The organism is Christiangramia flava JLT2011, from assembly GCF_001951155.1.
GTDB lineage: Bacteria > Bacteroidota > Bacteroidia > Flavobacteriales > Flavobacteriaceae > Christiangramia > Christiangramia flava.
On record NZ_CP016359.1, the window covers coordinates 1,203,502 to 1,224,975 of the forward strand.

A 21,474-nucleotide genomic window follows, 5' to 3' on the forward strand; every position below is an offset into this window, starting at 1 on the left:
AAGCCCCGCAATATTGCGGGGCTTTTTTCTATTGTTTTCGGTTTCTATTAATAGAACCTTGAACGATTATCTTCAATCTCAGCTTTCTCTTTGAGCGCTTCAAAAACACCCATGGTTGCCTGAGCCCTTGTAGCCATGCTTTGCTGCTGGGCAAATGGTTTGTAAGAATCCATTTTTGGAGCTTCGAATTTGCTCACCACCTGCACCACATACACTCCTTTATTACCGGCAATCGGCTGGCTGGTTTCTCCCTCTTTCAATCCAAAAGCAGTCCCTACCACTCGTGGCTCACTACCCGCACCTGTAAGTGTTGGTTGCGCCAGGTTGATCGCATCAGCCGATTGAACGCTCACACCCTGATTTTGGGCGATCTGGTCAAGAGACTGACCCTTGATCTGGGATTTAATGATCTCTGCCTTTTTCTTATTCTGAAGAATTGGCGTAACGATAGAAGAAGCATCTTCTGCGCTCATCAGGCCTTCATCACTCTTTTCAGTCAACTGGGCGACCACATAACCATTATTGGTATCGAATCTTCTCACATCTCCTGTTTTCGCATCCTCGCCAAACGCCCACTGAACGATTCTTCTCTGAGCACCGGCTCCAGGAATGTTCTCGTCCATAGCTTTCATATCCTGAACCGTCTTGACTTCATAACCACCTTCTTTAGCAACTTCTGAAAAGTCACCTTCAGCAGCAGCGATCTCAAACTTGGTCACTTCATTGAAAAGATTGTTCATCGTCTTTTCAGAAGGAGTAATCTCTCTGGCAATTGTGGCGATCTTAACCGCCTTCGCAGGAGTTGTTTGATCTTTTACGGCAACCACATGGTATCCAAGCGGAGTTTCCACCACTCCAACATCTCCGGTTTTTGCACCAAAAGCATATTGTTCAAATTCAGGAATCATGGCTCCGGGAGTAAAATATCCTAAATCTCCATTATTCTGCTGAGCAGTTTGATCTGCTGAAAATTCAACAGCTAATTGTGCAAATTTAGCCGTATCTGCCTTAACAACACGGGCGATACTATCTGCCAGTTCCTTTGCTTCAGATTTGGTTCTGGAAAGCCCGGCACCAAGGCGCGTACCCTGGTAAGCCACCAAAATATGGCTGGCTTTAACTGAATCTGGAATTTCCTTAGACTCGAGCATTTTGCTCATTTTCCAGTATCCATTTTCTTCATAAGGACCATACACGTCGCCTTCATTCAGGTTGAACAAAGTATCACTGTATTCCCCTTTCAGGTCATTTCGGAATTTATAACGCCCTTCAAAAGGAAGATCTGAATTATTGTTCACGAAATCTTCGTAGTCATCGGCATTGTCAAAACCTGGAAGTGTATCGTTCGCGCTAATCGCCGCGTTGTACTCTACACGCTCACCGCGAAGTTTTTTAAGAGCATCCTGAGATTCCGTCTTGTCATCGTTTGAAGCAGTTTCATCAAATACCACATACTGAATGCTTCTGGAAGCTTCCTTCTTGAATTCTTCCGGGTGTGACTTGATGTAATCACTGATTTCAGATTTACTTACCTGGGCTTCACTATGAGGGATCTTGTCGTAAGGAATCTGAACATATTTCAGGTTCACGTTATTGTTCTGAAACTGGTAAGCCAGCTCTCCCTCTTTTTCGGTAGCACCAATACCGGCACCTACCATCGTGTAGTAGTTATTGATCTTGGCAGTTTCGCGAAGATTATCTGTAAACTGTACCCACTGTTCATAAGCCTGCGGGGAAGAAGCCTTTAGATTTGCCACATACTCACGAAGCCTGTTCTCGTCGAACATTCCGGCCTCATTCAGGAAATTTGGGTTATTCGCCATTTGCGTGCGAACCAGGTTAGTCACCTGGCCGTCCCCGGCACGAATCCCAAGTTCTTCGATTTGCTCCTCAATGATCACCTGGCGAAGTCTTTCATCCCAGATACGATTCACTGCCTGAGTAGTACTCATGTTACCACCCATATTTCTTTCGAAATTCTCTACTTGCTGGGCAAATTCCTGGCGATCGATATCTTTACCGTTCACGGTAGCGATCACATTTTGGGAATTCCCCGAACTCAAACCTCCATTTCTAATCACATCGGCCAGCACGAAAGAAAATAGCGCTAAAGCGATAATAATAATCAGGAAAACAGACCTTTGTCTGATCTTATTTAAAACTGCCATTTGGAATTATTTTATCAAAATACAGGGGGCGAAAATAAGGCTTTTAGGCTAATAATAAAATTTAAAATTAGCAAAATCTTAACTTTCCGAAATTAGTCTTCTTCTTTGATTTTAAGCTCGACTAATTCGATGCGCGTATTGGAAGTTTCAAGGATATTTATTTCGAAATGATCAATGTTAATTAGCTCTCCCTGTTGGGGTATTTCTTCCGTGTGATTCAGGATAAAACCACTGAGCGTTTCGTAATTTTCTCCTTCCGGAATTTCCACCCGGTAATTCTCATTCAGATAATCCACCTCGAGCCTTGCTGAAAACTTGAAGTGCGCGTCTCCCAGTTTTTCTTCGGTGAGTACGGCAGAGTCATGTTCATCTTCGATCTCCCCGAAAAGTTCCTCCACGATATCTTCCACCGTCATCATGCCGCTGGTGCCTCCGTATTCATCGATCACCACCGCGATACTTTTCCGTTTTTTGATCAGGATGTTCAGCACATCCTTCACCCACATGGTTTCGGGCACAAACACTACCGGAAGCAAAATCGACTTGATGGTCTTTGGTTTTTTGAAGAGTTCAAAAGAATGCACGTATCCAATGATATCATCAATGGTATCGTTGTAAATGAGGATTTTAGACAAACCGGTTTCGGTAAAAGTCTGAACAAGGTCTTTTGGCGCCACATTCTGATCTACCGCAATAATTTCGGTACGCGGGATCATCACTTCGCGGGCTTTGATATCGGCAAATTCCAATGCATTCTGAAAAATCTGGATTTCACTGTCTACTTCATCATCTTCTTCCACCGTTTCCATCTGCTCGGTGATAAAATTTCCCAATTCCACTTTACTGAAAGCAAGCTGCACCTCGTCTCCCTCGGTTTTAAAGAAACGCTTCAGAATAAGATCTGAAATCCAGATCACAAAAGACGAAATAAAGCTAAAAACGATATAAAAAAGGTAAGCCGGAATGGCAAAAAGCTTCAGCATGCTGTTGGCATAGATCTGAAAGAACACCTTCGGAAGAAATTCTGCTGTAAGCAAAATGATGAGCGTAGAAATGATGGTTTGGGTAAAGAGGCTCAGATCGGTTACCAGATAATTCAGAAACGCACTTTCCAAAGGACGCATTCCTTCCAGCCAGGCCATGAGCAGGTCACCCATGAAAAAACCATACACCACCAGGGCAATATTGTTCCCCACGAGCATGGTTGCAATGAATTTGGAAGGTTTTTTGGTGAGTCTTTTGAGAACTTTGGCCAGAAAATCATTCTGTCTTTTCTCAATTTCGATAAATATCTTATTAGACGAGACGTATGCGATCTCCATACCCGAAAAAAAGGCTGAAAGCAGCAAACACAGAAAAATGATCAATAAATCAACCTCCATCAGGGCTATTTGTTTCGCTCCTCGAATCTACGCCTGAAACGACGCTTGAAGAAAAACATGAATACGGCAATTGCGACGAAAAACAGGAAAATATAGGCACGACTTCTTTCTGAATTCCAAATTCTCACTGCTTCAAACAGGAAAAATGCGGCAAAAATCAGGTACGCATATTCAAAATATCGAAAATATTTACTCATCTTTTTCCTCTTCTATTATTTGTACTCCGGTGTTTGTTCTTGAACGGAAATTAGTGAAATTCTGATTAGAATCAAAACCACTCCCGCGGTTCACGGCTCCATTGGGAAACCATATGGTGTTGGGTTCATCTGTAAAGATCCAGCTCTTCGCCTGATCCCAGAACAACTGATCGCCTTCCAGGATAGTGCTATCTGCCGTAACAATTTTCACATCTCCCTGCAGGTCGATGAGATCAGTCTGATCGTAAATGATTCCATAATTTGCGTAAACAGTGCTTTTCTTATTGTTCTCATCAAAAAATTCTACCTGCACACCTTCGGGAAATTCGCGGTACGGAAAGGATTTATTGGTATAATCATACATTTTAGCCCCTTTCAGCGTGGCAACGAGTCGGCCAGAATCAGTATACTTTAAATTAATCCCTTCTGCAATGGCTTGCGGCGCATCACCTTCCATCCCGAAAGCTCGCACCTGCTGTAGATTCCCTTCACATGAAAAAAGCATTGTCACGCCAATTAGCGTGACAATGCCTGAAATTATATTCCTATATGTTTGTTTCATTTTATAGGTTCGGAACGCGAACGCTCTCACCAATCCAGCATCCTATGCTGATTGTTTGTCCTGCATTGTAAGAAGACTGGAAGATATCAGACTTCTGTGGAGCAAGACCTCTATAAGAACTGGCAGCCTGGTTTGCATTGCTTGCGATCGATGGATCTACCCTCGCCGCTCTGGAAGCATAATCTGCTGCCAACCAGTACACCGCTCTTTTTGTAAAAGTATCAGTACCACAGCTGTTTGCGCTTTTTGCATACATACTGGCGATCTGCAGGTAAGCTGATCCTAGTGATGGCTTCGCGTCAAGTGCTTTTCTGTAGAAACTTCTGGCCTGACCGTAGCTACCTTTATCTTTGTAGTTACCAGCGATTCTGTAATAGATTCTCGCTTTGTCTGACTTGTTAGTCTCTAATTCAGCAGCTTCGTTATAGTACTGTAAAGCTTTTGCTCCGTCTCCATTAGCTTCTGCTAACTGACCCAATGAAAAGGCAGATTTTGCAGAAGGTTCTAGTTTATGAAGTGCTTCAGAAACCTGAACGAACAGTGGGTCTTCAGTACAATCTTTAGCTGAAAGTCTTGCGTTGGCATTTCTCAACCAGCTTACGTCTGTTTTCTTAGCTTCAAAATCTTTCTTGTAAAGCGGGATCAGGTTATCACAATCTGCTCTCGCACCTAATTTAGCGTTCAAAGCAGCTTTAACTTTACTATAGTTGTTCAGGTTGATTTCAGAATATTTGATCTGCTTTTTCTCCTTCGCAGTCAATTCTTCACCTTCTTCCTGTTTTTTCAACAATGGAGCCAATGCTTCGGCAGCATCATTTTCTTCCTGCTCGATCTTTCCGAATACTTTATCGTATTGATCAAAAACATCCTGAAGGCTTCTCTCACCAGCATCCTGCATATTCACTACAAGATCAAAGTAAGCATAAAGACCTTTTGGGCTGGTAAAGCTCTCTTTATCTTCATTCCAGGCTTTATCATAAGCTTCATAAAGCTCTTCTTCATCACCTAGTTTGTTATCATATTTTAACTGAGCGATATCTGCATAGATTTTACCTTTTTGAGTTTTCTCTGGGTAAAGCTCTAATCTTTGCTCCCAAACCTCGATCAGGTCTTCTACATATTGCTCTTTTTGTCCTTCCGGAGCCTTATCGATCTTAGCCTCTAAAGCTCTCTCCAGGTACTGATAGGTAGCCATACTGTACTTAGGACAGGTTTCTCTAATTTTCTGTAAAGCCGGTAATGCCGCGTCATAGTTCTTTGCTTTAGCCTGGTCATATGCTAAAGCAGCTTCTCTGGCACAGTCGGCTTGTGCGTTGGCCAACCCCGAACCTGCTAAGGCAACCGTTAAAAGCATTAAAATTCTCTTTTTCATCTTCTTGTTATTGTGGTTAATAAAATTTTCTTTTGGTGAACCATTTATCATTTAAAGACAGCCCTATAGACAGTCTTAAAAAGTTTTCCTGAATAAGTCCCTGATCTGTCGTACCCCTCCGTCCTAGCTCGATTCCGAGGTTAATATTGGAGAAAGGATCAGTAGATCTGAGACCCATCGGCAATCCTAATCCAAAAGACATGCCAAACTCTTTTATAGATTCGTTCTGAACAATCAAACCGGTTCCTTCATAACGAAATCCTGCACGATACACCACTCGATCGAAATAATTGGTAAAAGAATCATATTTCGGAATGAAATAACCTCCAAGCTTTACCTGCGTCGCATCTTCAAATTCTCCCCCATCATTACGAAAATCAAAGCTTCGCTGGTAAGAGGAAGTCCCCAGTGCCACATATTCTGCACCGATGAACCATTTATTCTGTTTCCCAATACCTGCACCCAAACTCAACTTAGACGGATTTGTAAAGGTACTATTATCTACATTAATTTCACGGCTATCTACCACATTCTCACTACCATCAGACCCTAAAAGGATCGTTGATACTTCTCGGAAGTTATCCGAGTTCAGGTCGACTTCCGGGGAATAAGTTCCCGAAACATGGAGTTGGAGATTGTTTTCAAAGGTCTTCTGATAATTTGCGCCGATATTGAAATTAAAACCTTTGATATCAGACCTATTAATGTCACGGGTTCCATACTGCAAGCCTTGTTCTACGATGGTACGGCGATTCTGGAAATTCCCGAAGTTATACTGCGCATCCAGACCAATACTTAAGGCTTGGCTAAACTCATAACCTGCGGAAAAGAATACCTTGTTCATACCGCCTCTACCACTCAGGCGCGCACCATCTGTATCATTTAAATCAAGAATTCGATATCCTACTGAAGTGTAAGGGATTACCCCGAAACCAACTCCAAATCCTTTCCCGAGCGGCATGGCCAGGGCCAGGTAATCCAGCGAGCTGATCTTCGCATTATCACTTGCTTCATCGGTTTTCAAAGTTACGCGTTCATGACTTCCGCCCACGACGAAATTCGTAAGTTTCAGCCTACCATAACTGGCAGGATTTTGAAGATTTACATGAATGCTATCGGTAAGTATACTCAGTCCACCCATCGAGCGATTGCTCACTGTTCCTTTGAAATTAGTCAGGCCTATTCCGTAGTACGAATAGGGAGACGATACATTTTCCTGGGCTTCAGCCTTAAAGACTATAAAGAGAAGTACGATTGCTAATAATCGTTTAATCATTGATTGATGTTAAATTCTAGAATGAAATTCAGTCCTTCCAACAAAAAATTTGAGTTCGCAAATATGCTATTTTTTAATGGTATAGACAAAAATTGACTATCTCCTCCCGTATAAATAACTGTTAAATGTTCAAATTCAGACTCATACGACTGGATAATGCCTTTTAATTCCATTTTTAGACCGTTAATAATTCCGGATAAAATGCTGTTTTCGGTGGAGTTACCAATAAGATCGGCTTCCGGCTTCGCTGTTATTAACGGCAAATTCGCTGTAAACTTGTGCAAGCTTTTAAATCTCATTTTCATTCCGGGCGAAATGGCCCCACCAAGATATTCCTCATGGGAATTTTTAAAATCATAGGTTATACAGGTGCCGGCATCGATCACCAGAACATTCTTTCCGGGATATTGCTGTACCGCAGCAGCTATCAGCGCGATCCTGTCTTTTCCCAGGCTCTGGGGTGTAGTGTATTTAATGCGGAAAGGCAGCTTCATTCCCCCATCCAGATGCAGCATTTTGATGTTTTCCGGAAGCTTCTCCAGCATATTTTCGGGTAATTTCCCCACATTGGAAACAATTCCTTGACCAATTCCCGGGTATTTCTGAAATAATTTTCCAGAGATTTCAAAAAAATTTTCCGACGAACAAATCGCCTTCTCTAAAATTTCATCCTGCTGAAAAACAGCCAATTTCACTCGGGTGTTCCCGACATCCAACACTAAATTCATGCAATTTCAATTGAAAAATCAAAGGTACAAAAGCAAATTTTTAAAATTTCCTTTGTGAGTTTTTAAAAATGAAATTATATTTGCGACCGCTTTTAAAAGCAACTGGTGCCTTAGCTCAGTTGGTAGAGCAAAGGACTGAAAATCCTTGTGTCCCTGGTTCGATTCCTGGAGGCACCACCCAAGAAACCCGTAACAATGTTGCGGGTTTTTTTGTTGATTTTCATTCGTAGCTCGCAATATTATTGACTTCTCCTCTAAATTCATTCTCTAAATTTCCACAGTGTTCAATCCTATAAAAATAGTTCTGCTTCAGAATATACTCACGATTCTTTCGCAAGTCCCGCCCAGAAACACTTTACAGAGATCGAGTGGTTTCTGTATTTTCAAATTGGATGATAAAATGAGACCTTGGTGTATTAAAACATTTTCTCATGACAAACCATTATATTTGGTGGACTTAAAAGCAGAAAAAGTTTTGAAAAATGAGTATTGATCCTACTCAGAAATTAAGCCATCAGAAGATTGTTGATGGGTTTCCTGAAAAATACCGGCATACACTAGTAGAGTTATTGGAGACAAAAGAATCAACCGTCGATTTATTAAAATTGCGTGTTCTAGAATTACCAAATTCAGAGCGAAATGCTTTTATGAGCATTATTGAAAATTTTGTTAGGGATGAAATCTTTAAAACTTACTACAAGGCAAAGTATAAAAATCCGAGATCAATTATTAACTTGAAAAGAAATCGCAGCGAAAGCCATTTCGATTATGTGTATCGCTATTTACATGAAAAACCAGAGATATATTCTTACCTAGAGGATAAGGAAATAGATTTGCTTTCTTATAGGTCTCCCGCTATTACAGAACAAATTGAAGACCCCTATCGTGAATTTGACATTGCTGAGCATTTCTACCCCTTTGAATTTCCTCTTACAGATTCTTGGATAAATAGAAAGCAAAATGAGTTCGCTGTGTTGCCTGAAATTTTAAACAACTTTTCATTTTCTAAGACTTCTCTATCTCTAACCCATTCTTTAGATCCTGATAATTTAGAAAAGTATTCATTCCCAAAAACTTTGATAAATAGACAGTTAGAGTCTGTTTACAGTAATTCTGATAGGATTAATATAGATCAATCTCTTGAAGATTTTCTTTCTTCACATACAGAGACTTTCCACTATATACAACAGTGCTTATCCCCAGATAGCTTTAATGCGTTACTATTTAACAGTTTTAATTTCAAAAACAATGATACTAATCTCAGATTTTTGAATATTTCATTAAAAAGTGGTGTAACCTTAAAATTGTTCAGACACTACTTATTTAAATTATATGAAGACTTGGATATTGAAAAGCCGAAAATTGGTTTTATACAATTTATTAACTTTCATTATGCCCGTAAAACTTTGAGCAAAACATTGAATGTTAACAAAAGTCTTGAAGACCAGAAATCAATTTTGGAAACACATTATAATAATACTGCAAAAAATACCGTATCACTTATTACAGCGGAACTAAAGAAAGCTCAAAAAAAAGCGAACATTTTTGATTTCCAGGGTTAAATAATTTACGCATTCTACGCACAATACGTAGTTCTCTACGTCGATCTTAACACCTCTAATTTAGCGGGCTATACTCTATATACTTGCATCATTAATTCAAAATTAGTTAATGATGTTTACAGAAAAATTAAGTTACCACTCTTCTCAATTATTTGAGATTTTCAGAAGAGAGCTTCGGGAAGAAATCAATTCTTCAGTAGGCTCAGCACTACAACAGTTCAAACCTGCAAATCCTTCCTCTCAGGAAGAAGGTTTCATTAATATCAAGCAGGTCTGTTCAATCTTTAAAATTTCCAAAAGCCAGGTTTACAATCTGAGAAGAGAACACAAGAATTTTCCTTATCACCAAATTGGAAAAGCTGTTCGCTACAAGCAATCGGAAATAGAATCATTTCTAAAATCTGTTCAAGATGGAAAATAGAATTGATGTTCGAAAATTTTTAGCGGCCAACGAGTTCATTGACCAGATGCGAAAACAAAATCTGGTCTTTTGGACTTTCAAGAAAGAAAGAATTGTTCTTCTTTATTATACCCTGATACAATTTCTAAATGTCCGGGTAGGAATTTATCTCTGTGATATTTTTGGCAACACTCACCTTTGTCAAGTTTCAGGCAATATTATTCGGGTAATTGATGGCACCGAGCTCAGGAAAATACTTGTTCAATATGTCGAAAAGCATTTTCCAAAGAATTCCAAGGAGATCACTGCTTCTGAAATATTAAACTTGATCACTGAAACAAGTCGGTACTCTTTAGAAAAGAATGCACTGGATTTTCTTCCTCACATTGAAGGGATAACCAAACATGACAGTAAGGAGGCTTGTTTTTTCTTCTACCAAAACTGCATAATAAAGACAACTGCAGACAGCGTTGAGGAGATCGCCTACACCGTCTTTGAAAACAAGGTTTTTGAGGGCAGCATTATCCCAAGAAGATACCGTAGAAAACTACAACGTAAGCGAGGGGAATTTAAGCAGTTCGTTTGGAATCTGTGTGGCAGGGAGCGCATGCGATACCTATCTCTGATGGCTGCTATCGGGTATTTATTACATCAATATAAAGACCCGGCCAATCCCAAGATTATTGTTTTGATAGACCAGATCATTGGTGAAGAAGAAACCCATAATGGCGGTACAGGAAAGAGTCTGCTATTTAAGGCCCTATCATACATGCGTAACATGGTAGAGCTCAGTGGAAAAAAGAAAGGTTCTCCCCGATTTCTTATGCAACGGGTTGATGCTTTCACTGATATCATTTTAGTCAACGATGTAGGACGGCATGAATCTATCGAAAACTGGTATAACTACAGTGCGGATGACTTCACCATTGAAAGGAAATATAAGACAGAAGTAGTCATTCCTGCAAGCCTGTCTCCCAAGATTTGTATGACAACCAACCACATGATCAAGCGTCCTGAAGGCAACAGTTCTGAAAGGCGGTTACAAGAATATGAAGTGTCAGATTACTATGGCGCAGATCATAATCCCAAGGAGGAATTCGGACACAGTCTTTTTTATGATTGGGACCAGCTACAATGGCAGCTTTTTGATCAGTTTATGATACAGTGCATTCAGGTGTATTTAAAGCACGGATTGATTGCCCCACCAAAGATCAACATTGAAAAAAGAAAACTACTATTGGAGGTTGGGGTCGAGCTTAAGGAATTCCTTGACGAAAAAATAGAACAAGGACAAATCAAATTTCACAAGAAAGACACATTTGATGAGTTCCGAAAGGGAGGATTTGTAGATGCCCGGTATGTTCCTCGCAGGAACAATTTCACTCGGAGGGTCAAGAAGTATATGGAGTACAATCATATCCCCTACCGTGAGGTTCCTGCAGACAAAAAACTTTACATAGAAATCATCACCGATAGGACTGTTCAGAAAGAATCAGTGAAGTCGCTAAAAGACTTTGATATAGACTATAAGCTTGTTGATACTGACAATAAAATCACTCGAATGTTTAAACAATTAAATCAAGAAAAATGAAACAAATATGTTTTGACTTAGAAACCACAGGCTTGGATGTACATACCTGTAGGATACTTGGAATAGCCTTATGCATAGAACCTTATAAAGCCTTCTATGTAAGTCTTCCTGAAGATAAAAAAAGATCAAATGAAATACTTAAGAGGTTACAGCCAATTTTTGAAGACCAGACAATAACTAAGATCGGTCATAATCTGAAGTTCGATATCAATGTCCTTCGTTCCCGTGGAATTGAAGTAAACGGACCGATCATCGATACGATGGTTATGGATTATGTATGTAGACCTGATGATAAAAAACACGGCTTGAAGCACCTTTCCTTATTACACTTGAACTATCAGCAACTAACTTTTAAAGACATAGCAAATGAAAAATAAAAACAAATTAACACTTGAAGGAGTCGATCCTAAAATAGTAACCAATTACGCTTGTGAAGATGTAGACCAGACATTGCAACTACGTAACCATCTTCAACCAATCATCGATAAATACAAACTCAATACCCCGTGTCAGTTAGACTTTGAGGTAGTCAAGGTTTTGGCTTCAATGGAATATAACGGGGTATGTATTGACAAAAATGAGCTGGAGAAAATTGAGAGAAAGGTTGTCAACGGTATTGCAGAAGCAAAAGCTACTATCGAAAAATTCACCAAAGGAGAAGTCAATTTAGCCTCATCTTCTCAAATTAGTTCATTCCTATTTGAACAGCTCCACCTCAATCCTATAGGCGGGAAGGGCAAGAGTGGGCACTACAGTGTATCAAAGAATGTACTGACTAAGTTGGTAGGGGAACACGAAATAATAAGTGCCCTACTCGATTACCGTGCATTAACTAAGGTAAAAAGCACTTTTATTAAGGCTTTAAAAGCGACCCATCCAAAGACAGGCAGGCTGCATACTTCATTCAATTTAACAGTGACCTCAACAGGACGGTTAAGTAGTTCTAAGCCTAATTTGCAAAACATTCCTTCCAGGTCGGTAGGGAAACAACTTAGGGCTGTTTTTGTTCCGCCTACGGGTCATGTGTTTATCGGTGCTGATTACTCAAACATTGAATTGCGGGTTGCTGCTCATCTAAGCCAGGATAAAAATATGCTGAATTCCTATAGAACTGGAGTTGATGTTCATTCCCTTACAGCGAGTAAAATCTTCAATGTAGATGATATTGAGAAGGTAAGCAAACCACAAAGGGATGTAGCCAAGACTGTTAATTTTGGTTTGCTCTATGGTATGACCGCTCAAGGACTTTCTGAGAGACTTTCCAGAGAGGAGGATTATTACTCTCCTGAGCAGTGTCAACAATTTATCAATGATTTCTTCGAACTATACGAAGGCGTAGCAAAGTTTAGAGACGAGCTTATTGAAAGGGCAACGATCAAAGGCTATGCAGAAACTATGATTGGCCGTAGAAGACCACTTCCAGAATTACAATCAAACGACACTTCTAAAAGGGAGGCAGGGAAACGCAAGGCACTCAACACTCCTATCCAAGGTACTGCAGCTGACATCCTCAAAACAGCGATGGTCAATATTTATAATAGGATACAAAACGAAGACTTAAAATCCAAGATGCTCCTTCAGGTACATGATGAGTTACTTATCGAAGTGCCTACGGGCGAAAAGGAGTTAATGGAAAAATTGGTTAAGCAAGAAATGAAGAACGCTGTATCACTATCAATCCCTTTAGAAGTAGAACTCAAGGTCGGCCAGACCTGGCAAGAAGTTCACTAATCCCATAAACTAAATCTTAATTTTTAATACACACAACTATGTTACAATCAGATTATTTTCACGTAGAACTTTCAGAGGTTAACCAGGTAAATACAAGTTATCTCAAACCGCACCCAACCATTAAAAATCGGTACAAACTCAGTCTTTCTAAAGGTAGCTTCAATGGGAGGCGTTACTACGGAGATAACATAGACATCTACTATGGGAATGATAGGTTGAATATAAAATCCAGCCTCCCTTACCTTAGGAATGGACACAACCTTGTTGCCTTTAGTACTAGCGATGTTCAAGTTACCTTCCAAGACCTTTCTGAAATTCTTGAAGTGGATTTATTTAAAGCAAAAATTAAAAACCGTGAATATGCCATACTTCAGAAATCGAAGCTTCGATTTAAACAGCTGAAGAGGTTGATAGGAGGTGTGGAAGGAATGGAATTACTTAAGAAAACTCCTCACTTGTTAATGTTTGGCAACTCCAAACTGAAATGTAAAATCTACGAAGTTGCTCCAAATTTGAAGGGTAAAGTAGATCGATCAATAACGGGTAGATTTCCTTGGGAAGCTGCAAAAGATATAGTCAAGGTAGAATTACACTTCAATAGATCCCAGAGCGATTGTTTGTTGGATTATTTAACAACGGAGATTGAGCATGACAGGGAAATTTTACTTCAATATCTGCAAGATAAAATATCAATATGCCCCATCGGAACAAAGGGAACCACTTATCCAGATATTCTTTTTATGGCCTTAATTAATATCGGATGGAACCATTGCTCTTATGAGGTTGTCTTTAGCGAGATCCAAAAGCAGATCGATTTAGCAGACCTTACTCCAAGTCAAAAATCAGCAAGAAGAAAATCACTTCTGAAGAAAGTGAGTGAAATGAAGTCTTTAGAACATAATTCTCTCATGGATTTTCTCGAACCTCCGGAGGATTTTAAAGCCTTATCGATGACCTTCCCAAAAGATAACTGTTTAATATCAGAATTGTAATACCATGCCAACACTAAAATATACACTTATACAGACCGTCAAACAAAGAGAAAGAAAATCAAAGGAGGCTCAGTTATTCCTTAGATATTCCCATAGAAGTAAAAATGTTCATTTTTACACCAAAAAAATTGTTCATAAGGATTGTTGGGATAAGAAGAATCAACGCTTTAAGCGAAAATATCCTGGGTATCTAAAGGGTAATGTATACCTCAACACCTACTACCAGAAAGTAGAAGACATTGTGAACACTGCTTTTATAGAGGAGATTGATCCTACTGTTTCTTATGTCAAAGATCAGTTTCAAGGCAGATATAAATCCAAAACCGTGATACAAAATTTATCCTTCTGGGACTTTGTAAATGAGAAGTTCATGCCTAATGCACGGAAACGTTTAACCAAAAACACTTTAAAGTCTTATAAAACCAGTATCAAGAACCTTCAAAAATATGAGAGACATGCGCGAGTTAAGTTAGACTGGCATAATATTGATATGGATTTCTATTATGATTATCAGGATTACTACTTGAACTTTCTTGATCTTAAAATGAACGGCGTAGGTAAGATTATCAAACTATTGAAAACCATCTTAAATGATGCAACCGATCAAGGGTACAATACAAACAAGACCTATAAATCAAAGAATTTTAAAGTTCTCAAAGAGGATGTCGATAATATATACCTCAACGAGGAAGAACTTAGGACCCTCCTTGACTTAGACTTCTCCAACTCGAAGAAATTAGAAAAGGTTCGTGATTTATTTGTGGTTGGTTGCTATACAGGAGTTCGCTTTAGTGATCTTGGTCAAATAAATTATCAGAATATTCAAGGTGAGTATATTCGTATTAAAACTCAAAAAACTGGTAAGGATGTAGTTATTCCAATCCTTTCTGAGATCCGACCAATTATCGATAAGTACCAAGGTAATCTGCCCAAACCTTACACCAACCAAGTAATGAACCGATACTTAAAGGAGTTGGGAGAGCTCGCAGAGATTGATGGTGACTTTAATACTTACACTAACAAAGGAACTCAGCGGTTGAAAAACACATTTAAGAAATGGGAAATGATATCAACCCATACTGCCCGAAGGTCATTTGCCACCAATATGTATCTCAGAAAATGGGATGCAATATCTATAATGAAAATTACAGGGCATTCCAGCGAGAAGGTCTTTATGAACTATATAAAGGTTTCTCAGGAAGAGAATGCCAAAAGAATTCTTGAACTAAATAAAAACCGTAACAATGAAAACTAGTGAAATTTTAAAAATTGTAGGTGACCGTATTGATAATATGGGAACTAAAGGAGTGTATTACCCTCGAAGAATTAAACCAAAGTGGAAATCATTGAAGTCAGAAAAGGAAAAAATGCAGTTGTTTGAAAAATTGGTTTCAAGTCCGGAGCCATCAATTGGATTTCGAAGTTTGGTTAGAAAGAACTTATGCTCTAAAACCTTAGAGGCTATTCTTTTTGAAAACCCTGAGATTGAAAAGAGCTTCCAGACAAAAGATGTCTTGGATATCTGTAAAAAGAAATTCATCAAATACAAAAACGGAGAAGCTTTCCTCAAACAAATGGAAGCTTCTAAGTAGTTTAAATGGCTGAATTTACGTTCAGCCTTTTGTTTTAATAGCTTTTAAAATAGTTTACTACATTTACTGTCAGAAAATATTGAAAATAAGTAATAGCGTTAGCTATTTATACTTGTAGTTGAAAACCGCCAATTTTTAAATACGCACAAGTTAGATAGACCAACGCTCACGCTTCGGCGTGGGCTGTGTTTATTTGTGCGTGGGTATCTGGCGGTACCTCAACTACAGTAAGCTGCAGTTCCACGCTTTTTTCTTTTATGAACTTCTATTTGGGACTGGTAGTTTAAAAATGCAACTATGAAAACCAGTCAATTTTCGATTCTGTTATTAATTGGAATACTACTTACTGCTTTTATAACCAATCCAGATAGAAAAAAACACTCGGAGAAAGCTACAGAAATATTGTTCGATGTGAATGAAGATGATGAAAACTACGGTATTCTAGGAGGTTTGATAGGCAGTTTCGCTACAAGTACTATTGAAGGTAACATCAAAATTAAAGACTATTACCTATTCTCTAAGTCTTATATCTATTCCCCATCACGAAATAAGAAACTGGATTTGGGGTTAGGCTTTTTAGGAAAAGTAATACCTCTTTCGGATTATACTGATGTTCAAAAATACTTAGATGAAGGCACCAAAAATTTGGAAAATAGAAGTGAGGAAGTTTCAATTTATGAAAAACAAAATGAGGAAACTGGAGACTCTAAACCTGATTTAAATCAAGATAAAGAGGCTTCACCTGAGAGAATGATTGACAAAGAAAAGCAAGATGCCATACTAAATTCAATCTTGGGCAAACCTGAAGACTCTCAATACTAAACAAGCTTCTGAATTGATAAAAAGTTTCTTTCAGTGTCTTTTTTTATTATAGAGGAACACACTCAAAGAAACTTGGGCTGGTTAGCTTACTAAAGAAATACGACGTAACCTCTTCGCAAGATTGCATTTATAAATACGTAGGTACCTGGCGGTAAGGAAAGATCAGCAGAAAATAAAAAGATAACAACGTTGTATTTCTGAGATATTCAGCTGAATGTTATATAAACATTCAGAAATATGACAATTGCCAGTAAATCACCAACCGATAAGCATTTAGAATTGTTTAGAGCCTACGAGAATATGAGTAGATCTCGCATAAGTAATCATCTTATTGCGGAACAGCTTAAGATTTCAAGAAAACAGCTAGGGTATATTATAAGCCAGTATGAGTTTGAATCTAGTTTGGAGTATCAAATCGCAGAACAAAATGGTGAGTACTTCTTTAATGGTAATTACTACCTCAGCAAAGGAGTAACTAGCAATATTCCCAATAAAGAAATAGCTGAGATTCTTAACTTCACAAGAAAGCTGGTCAAACAGCACAATGGAATAGATTACCTTCAGACATTTTACAGTATTGATCAGGATTGTAAGTTGTTCTTCATTGATAATCTAAATACAGAGATGATTGAATCAGGAGGATTCAGTGTCTCTGATAACTATGCCACATTAATCCTTTCAAGTGAATATTAATTTGAAGTGAAATAACGAAAAAGGTACGCCGAGTTGCGAAGCAACGAGTGGTGGAACTTTTTTGTTCTATATACTTTTTTAGAAGTATTCGACTTTAGTTGAATGCTTCTATTCTTATATCTAGTTCAATCTCTAGTTAGCTTATTAGATATAAGTGTCTATTTGGTGTAATTAAAGTGGCTGTTTGGTCTAAATAGAGTGGCTGTTTAGTGTATTTTTAATTTGGCACTCTATCAAATCGTTTAGAAAAAAATATTAGAGTGGCTATTTGGTGTATTTGATAAAAAGAGTTGAAAGTTACCGAAAATAGAAAAGGGAGAGACTTGGCTTCGAAGTAAGTTCTCTCCCTAAATCAAAATATTAGGAATATGTGTAAACTTCAATCAAATTCAAAGGCAAGACAACTCACTCTTGTAATACCTTCCAAATTACTAACAGAACAATCTTTATCAAATAATGATAAGTTAGTATTGGGAGTAGACTTGGCCCTGAAAGACAAACTTGGGTATAATAGTTATAAAAATGATTACCTAAGCAAGCTGTTTAGTTTACATGTGAATAGTATCTCCAAATCCAGAAGAGCATTAGTACAGCAAGAGTTTTTAAAAAAAACTGGCAGGGAATATCAGCTAACGGAGAAATCAGTCAAACTACTTGAGTGCTCCAATCAGAGTGTTCATTTGCCTTATGAGGTCTACAATCTCAAAATTATTAAATCAGGCGAAAAGTTGTTATGGGGATTGTACAATTCAGTAAGCAGAGGTTTTAAAGATTATTTTGCTAAAAGAGAAACTACGGCTCGGCAATTAGCAATTAGCGTAGAGACTGTAACAAAGTATACCAAATCTTTGAATCATGCTGGTCTTTTAAAACTATATAAACACAATTTTGGATATTGCTCAAGTCAGACCGTTATAGTAACCTGTGATATTATAAATGGAGAATTTATAACAGAACTGAATAGAGCTAAAGATCATCAGGGCAATTGGGAAAGGTCAGTAGATTTTCCAATTCTAAAATAGTAGTAAGGTTCACGACATACCACCCAAATATTTTCTGAGCGCGCAGAAATTTGTAATAAATACTCGGTTGTAATATCCATACTTAAGAATATGCTTACATTAAATGAAACTCAGACATGTTTTTATCTCGGAACATTTTCGATTAGTGACTATCTTGATTTGGGTATAATTGGTTGTGCATAATACTTCATAATGCTCCCGTTTTTAAAGTTGAAACTTTAATTGATATGGAACATTATATCTTTTACAATATTCAATTCTAAAACTATCCCAATCATTAAATTGTTTCATAACATCAGTTGCTTCAGAAATAAATCTCGAGAGTTCAATTCTAGCACCTGGAGTAAGAAATTGATGATGCTTATGTTTTCTTAAACCAGGAATAACACATGGGTTAACTATGCGTAGAATTGGTAGAACTTCCTGTGAAAAACGATAATAAATAATTTCATTGGTAAATCTGCCTGCTTGCCAAGGTTTTTCAGAAATTACACCTTTAAATTCCCAGTTGTTTAAACGAAACATTTCACGATAGTAATCCTGAGTGAAAATTGCTTCATAATCAGCAGGCTTTCTTAAAATATTAGAATCAACCTCATTGATTTTCCATAAATCATGGATAGAATCAAGAATTTTCCTCTTTACGTTTTTTGCGTCAAGTTCTTTATCAGAAAATTTATCCTTGACTTTTGACTCTGTCTGCTCAAGAATGAATCTCTTTAATTGATCTTGATTCTTTTTCTCTTGTAACGCTTTTAACTGTTCTAGTTCTTCGGGGTTAATTTGGAGCTTTTCATTAATTATAAATTTTATTCCTAACTTTTTTTATATGTTCAGAGAATGGGATAGTTGCTCCAAAATCATATTGCAGTTTTGATTTCAACGTATCAATATTTGGATTCAGCTTTTTAGCTCTCCCCCACGCATACTTGTCATTTTTCGGAGCATCAAAAGCATAAAAAACATAAACAAAACTTGGATCAACGTTATTTGATAGAGCATACTGTTGTATCATATCATGATTATTAATAAATCTACTCGCTTCCAGAGTTTTATCTTTAGAGAAAAAATATTCCCTTGCAAAATTATCTGCTTCAATTTCGTTCTGAGATTGACTATTTAGACTTTTCTGATTCTCTTGCGAAATATGATAATTTGAGAGCCTAATTTCATCCCAATCAAATAAAACATGATATAGCTCATGAACTAAAGCAAACCATAATGTTGGGTAAAAACCAACATAATCTGTTAGTGCTATGCAAGGTTTGTTATTCACTTCAAAAGTTGCACCCCGAATATGGAGAGAAGTAAAGGATGGTATAAATACAACAGTTATTCCTAATTGATATAGTTGCTGGATGACATTGACAAGTCCATTTTCTACATCCATAGATTGCCATCTTATTTGCGGAAAATACTCGATTAATCCTTCACGAGTATATTCATTAGTATTTCTCAGTTCAATACATTTTTGTTCCGCCAGATATACCCAATTTTTAATACTGCAATTTCGTTTTGCCCTCTTTCCAGAACTAAAAGCAACATTTAAATCTGGCTCAGAGTATTCAAAAATGTTTTTTAAACCAAAATATTTACAAATGGAACTTTCTATTTCATCATAATCCTTTAATGATTTTATCAACCCAACCTTTTTAAGATCGGCTAAATTGAACTTCTCATTAATAAACTCTATTTTCTCGCTAGTTCGATTTATATCATTACTAACAAAATGTACTTCCTTAATTTTTTGTAAATACAGTGTTGCAACTTTTTCAAGATCGATGCCTAAAAAGTTAGCTAACTTTATCAAATTCGTGTAATCTAACATTTTTTGCTCACCCGAAATTATTCCATCCAAGGTACGTAGACTCATACCCATAATATTTAGAGCAGTTGTTTTTGGAATGTCTAAACTATCAAGGCGATCAAGAAATAAATCTTCTAAAGACTCCTTTACTTTAGTTGGTTTAGGATCAAACAAACGTTTTAAAATTTCATCACTATCGGAGCTAAATTTGTTCATTTAATTAATTGATCAAAATTTTTATGATTAATATTTCAATCAAAATTAATAGAAAGATTGCATCCATACATTTTTTTATATATTAAGTTTTCAGTTTTTATTAACAAAGAGTCCAGAGAACTAATTTAGGCTAGATTTAAACACTATGCACAACACCGCATAACCAAAATAGGCGGCACCGTTAGAAAGAAAATAATTATCTTCACCAACTAACTAGGCTTACGCATATAAGTCCGGGTTCCCTACGCCGCCAACTTATGTTATACGAACCCGTTAGGTAAAATTATTTTGAATGAAAAAAACTATTGAGGTTCCAAAATTTCTTGTATTTGAAGAAACTATCAAATTTGCTTCGACTTTAAAAGATTTACCGGAAGAGGGAACTTATATTTTTGATTTTAAGAAAGCAGACAAAATAGACCCTTTTTCATTATTATACCTAAGTAGTGAATTACAGTTCTGCAGACACAGAAGAGAGAAGGCAGATTTTAGAGCTAAGAACTTTTCTCATTTAACTTATCAGTCGCATATGGGATTCTTCAAAGCGTTTGGTTTAAATCACGGAAAATCACCTGGAGAAGCGAGAGGGAGTCAAAGTTATTTGCCTATTACTTTATTAAATGCGCGGGAGATTAGGAACGATGCAGCAGAAATGAAAGTTAATCCAGGAGAAATTTTAGAGGGTTTATCTAAAGAACTCACGCAAGTTCTTACTCAAACAAAGGAAGGCGATCTTTATGATATGCTAGTTTACTCTCTGCGAGAAATGCTTAGAAATGTGGTTGAACATAGTCGATGTATAGAGTTCGGATTATGCGCGCAATATTGGCCGTCCATGAATAGAGTTTCCTTAGCAATTTTAGATAGAGGGATAGGAATCAAAAAATCACTCTCTAATAACCCAAACTTAAATTTACAATCAGATGAAGATGCTCTAAAAATAGCAATTGAACCGGGGGTTTCTGGCAAGGTTTTTAAAGGACAAAAAAGAAGGCCTAGAGGCGATTGGGTAAACTCAGGATTTGGATTATATATGACAAGTAATATTTGTAGAAATGGTGGTAGTTTTTTTATAGCAAGTGGAACTAAAGGGTTATACTTATCTGAGAAAAAATCCCGATTCCTTGATACACCCATTAATGGAACTGCACTTAATTTAACATTAGATACTGCAAAAATTTCAGGGCTTAAAGAAACTCTTGCAGATTTGAGAGAAAAAGCTGGATCACATAGGAAAGCTTCTCCGTCAAGTCTAGGATTGACAAAGTCGTTCAAATAAGGTTACCTATAAAAAATTAAAACTATACCTTTTTAAGCTAATTTTGCTGGCAATAGGTTCGAACAGTACCACAAGAAAATTG

Annotated in this window: 21 protein-coding genes and 1 tRNA gene; 13 read left to right on the forward strand and 9 right to left on the reverse strand. The window is 37.5% G+C overall.

The genetic code is table 11. The annotated features are described in order from the left end of the window. Positions 1 to 47: 47 nt before the first annotated feature. From GRFL_RS05065 to GRFL_RS05095, 7 genes are all read right to left on the reverse strand, one after another. The gene (locus GRFL_RS05065) at positions 48 to 2,168 is read right to left on the reverse strand and encodes a peptidylprolyl isomerase (RefSeq protein WP_083643579.1); all 2,121 of its coding nucleotides are present in this window, start codon (positions 2,166 to 2,168) and stop codon (positions 48 to 50) included. Between the two features lie 92 nt (positions 2,169 to 2,260). Further along, positions 2,261 to 3,550 carry a hemolysin family protein gene (locus GRFL_RS05070; RefSeq protein ID WP_083643580.1) on the reverse strand — a complete coding sequence of 430 codons (1,290 nt, stop codon included), beginning with the start codon at positions 3,548 to 3,550 and terminating at the stop codon, positions 2,261 to 2,263. Positions 3,551 to 3,555: 5 nt separating this feature from the next. Then, the gene (locus GRFL_RS05075; protein WP_083643581.1) at positions 3,556 to 3,747 is read right to left on the reverse strand and encodes a hypothetical protein; all 192 of its coding nucleotides are present in this window, start codon (positions 3,745 to 3,747) and stop codon (positions 3,556 to 3,558) included. Further along, a complete protein-coding gene (lptC, locus tag GRFL_RS05080) occupies positions 3,740 to 4,309 on the reverse strand; it encodes an LPS export ABC transporter periplasmic protein LptC (RefSeq protein WP_083643582.1) in 570 nt (189 codons plus the stop codon). The genes GRFL_RS05075 and lptC overlap by 8 nt, the downstream gene beginning before the upstream one ends. Position 4,310: 1 nt before the next feature. Next, complete coding sequence (locus tag GRFL_RS05085) at positions 4,311 to 5,681, reverse strand: tetratricopeptide repeat protein (protein WP_083645969.1); 1,371 nt, start codon at positions 5,679 to 5,681, stop codon at positions 4,311 to 4,313. A 16-nt stretch (positions 5,682 to 5,697) separates the two neighbouring features. Continuing rightward, positions 5,698 to 6,957, reverse strand: coding sequence for a BamG family beta-barrel-assembly machinery protein (bamG, locus tag GRFL_RS05090; protein WP_083643583.1), 1,260 nt, complete (start codon positions 6,955 to 6,957; stop codon positions 5,698 to 5,700). Then, entirely contained in the window at positions 6,954 to 7,685 is a 732-nt protein-coding gene (locus tag GRFL_RS05095) for a type III pantothenate kinase (RefSeq protein WP_083643584.1), read from the reverse strand. Before GRFL_RS05095 ends, bamG begins: the two co-directional genes overlap by 4 nt. Before the next feature lie 104 nt (positions 7,686 to 7,789). Here GRFL_RS05095 and GRFL_RS05100 point away from each other — a divergent pair. From GRFL_RS05100 to GRFL_RS05155, 12 genes are all read left to right on the forward strand, one after another. Beyond that, positions 7,790 to 7,862: transfer RNA gene (locus tag GRFL_RS05100), tRNA-Phe, on the forward strand. Between the two features lie 305 nt (positions 7,863 to 8,167). Beyond that, positions 8,168 to 9,247, forward strand: coding sequence for a hypothetical protein (locus GRFL_RS05105; RefSeq protein WP_083643585.1), 1,080 nt, complete (start codon positions 8,168 to 8,170; stop codon positions 9,245 to 9,247). Positions 9,248 to 9,356: 109 nt separating this feature from the next. Next, on the forward strand, positions 9,357 to 9,668 hold the full coding sequence (locus GRFL_RS05110) for a helix-turn-helix transcriptional regulator (RefSeq protein ID WP_083643586.1): 312 nt from the start codon (positions 9,357 to 9,359) through the stop codon (positions 9,666 to 9,668). After that, positions 9,658 to 11,238, forward strand: coding sequence for a primase-helicase family protein (locus GRFL_RS05115; protein WP_083643587.1), 1,581 nt, complete (start codon positions 9,658 to 9,660; stop codon positions 11,236 to 11,238). The genes GRFL_RS05110 and GRFL_RS05115 overlap by 11 nt, the downstream gene beginning before the upstream one ends. Next, entirely contained in the window at positions 11,235 to 11,615 is a 381-nt protein-coding gene (locus GRFL_RS05120) for a ribonuclease H-like domain-containing protein (protein WP_083643588.1), read from the forward strand. Before GRFL_RS05115 ends, GRFL_RS05120 begins: the two co-directional genes overlap by 4 nt. Next, the gene (locus GRFL_RS05125) at positions 11,605 to 12,969 is read left to right on the forward strand and encodes a DNA polymerase (protein WP_083643589.1); all 1,365 of its coding nucleotides are present in this window, start codon (positions 11,605 to 11,607) and stop codon (positions 12,967 to 12,969) included. The genes GRFL_RS05120 and GRFL_RS05125 overlap by 11 nt, the downstream gene beginning before the upstream one ends. A gap of 38 nt (positions 12,970 to 13,007) precedes the next feature. After that, complete coding sequence (locus tag GRFL_RS05130; protein ID WP_083643590.1) at positions 13,008 to 13,961, forward strand: hypothetical protein; 954 nt, start codon at positions 13,008 to 13,010, stop codon at positions 13,959 to 13,961. 4 nt (positions 13,962 to 13,965) lie between these two features. After that, positions 13,966 to 15,216, forward strand: a complete 1,251-nt coding sequence (locus tag GRFL_RS05135; protein WP_083643591.1) for a site-specific integrase — start codon at positions 13,966 to 13,968, stop codon at positions 15,214 to 15,216. Next, complete coding sequence (locus GRFL_RS05140) at positions 15,206 to 15,553, forward strand: hypothetical protein (protein ID WP_083643592.1); 348 nt, start codon at positions 15,206 to 15,208, stop codon at positions 15,551 to 15,553. Before GRFL_RS05135 ends, GRFL_RS05140 begins: the two co-directional genes overlap by 11 nt. Before the next feature lie 297 nt (positions 15,554 to 15,850). Beyond that, positions 15,851 to 16,375 (forward strand): hypothetical protein, encoded by a 525-nt coding sequence (locus tag GRFL_RS05145; protein WP_083643593.1) that lies wholly within the window; start codon positions 15,851 to 15,853, stop codon positions 16,373 to 16,375. A gap of 237 nt (positions 16,376 to 16,612) precedes the next feature. Then, positions 16,613 to 17,068 carry a hypothetical protein gene (locus GRFL_RS05150; RefSeq protein WP_083643594.1) on the forward strand — a complete coding sequence of 152 codons (456 nt, stop codon included), beginning with the start codon at positions 16,613 to 16,615 and terminating at the stop codon, positions 17,066 to 17,068. 368 nt (positions 17,069 to 17,436) lie between these two features. Continuing rightward, positions 17,437 to 18,090, forward strand: a complete 654-nt coding sequence (locus tag GRFL_RS05155) for a hypothetical protein (protein ID WP_083643595.1) — start codon at positions 17,437 to 17,439, stop codon at positions 18,088 to 18,090. A gap of 204 nt (positions 18,091 to 18,294) precedes the next feature. Here the strand turns inward: GRFL_RS05155 and GRFL_RS18335 are convergent, their stop codons facing one another. Continuing rightward, positions 18,295 to 18,903 carry a P63C domain-containing protein gene (locus tag GRFL_RS18335; RefSeq protein WP_341475772.1) on the reverse strand — a complete coding sequence of 203 codons (609 nt, stop codon included), beginning with the start codon at positions 18,901 to 18,903 and terminating at the stop codon, positions 18,295 to 18,297. Then, entirely contained in the window at positions 18,887 to 20,113 is a 1,227-nt protein-coding gene (locus tag GRFL_RS05165) for an ImmA/IrrE family metallo-endopeptidase (protein ID WP_083643597.1), read from the reverse strand. The genes GRFL_RS18335 and GRFL_RS05165 overlap by 17 nt, the downstream gene beginning before the upstream one ends. 292 nt (positions 20,114 to 20,405) lie before the next feature. Between GRFL_RS05165 and GRFL_RS05170 the strand changes: the two genes are divergently transcribed. Further along, a complete protein-coding gene (locus tag GRFL_RS05170; RefSeq protein WP_083643598.1) occupies positions 20,406 to 21,392 on the forward strand; it encodes a hypothetical protein in 987 nt (328 codons plus the stop codon). Positions 21,393 to 21,474 lie beyond the last annotated feature (82 nt).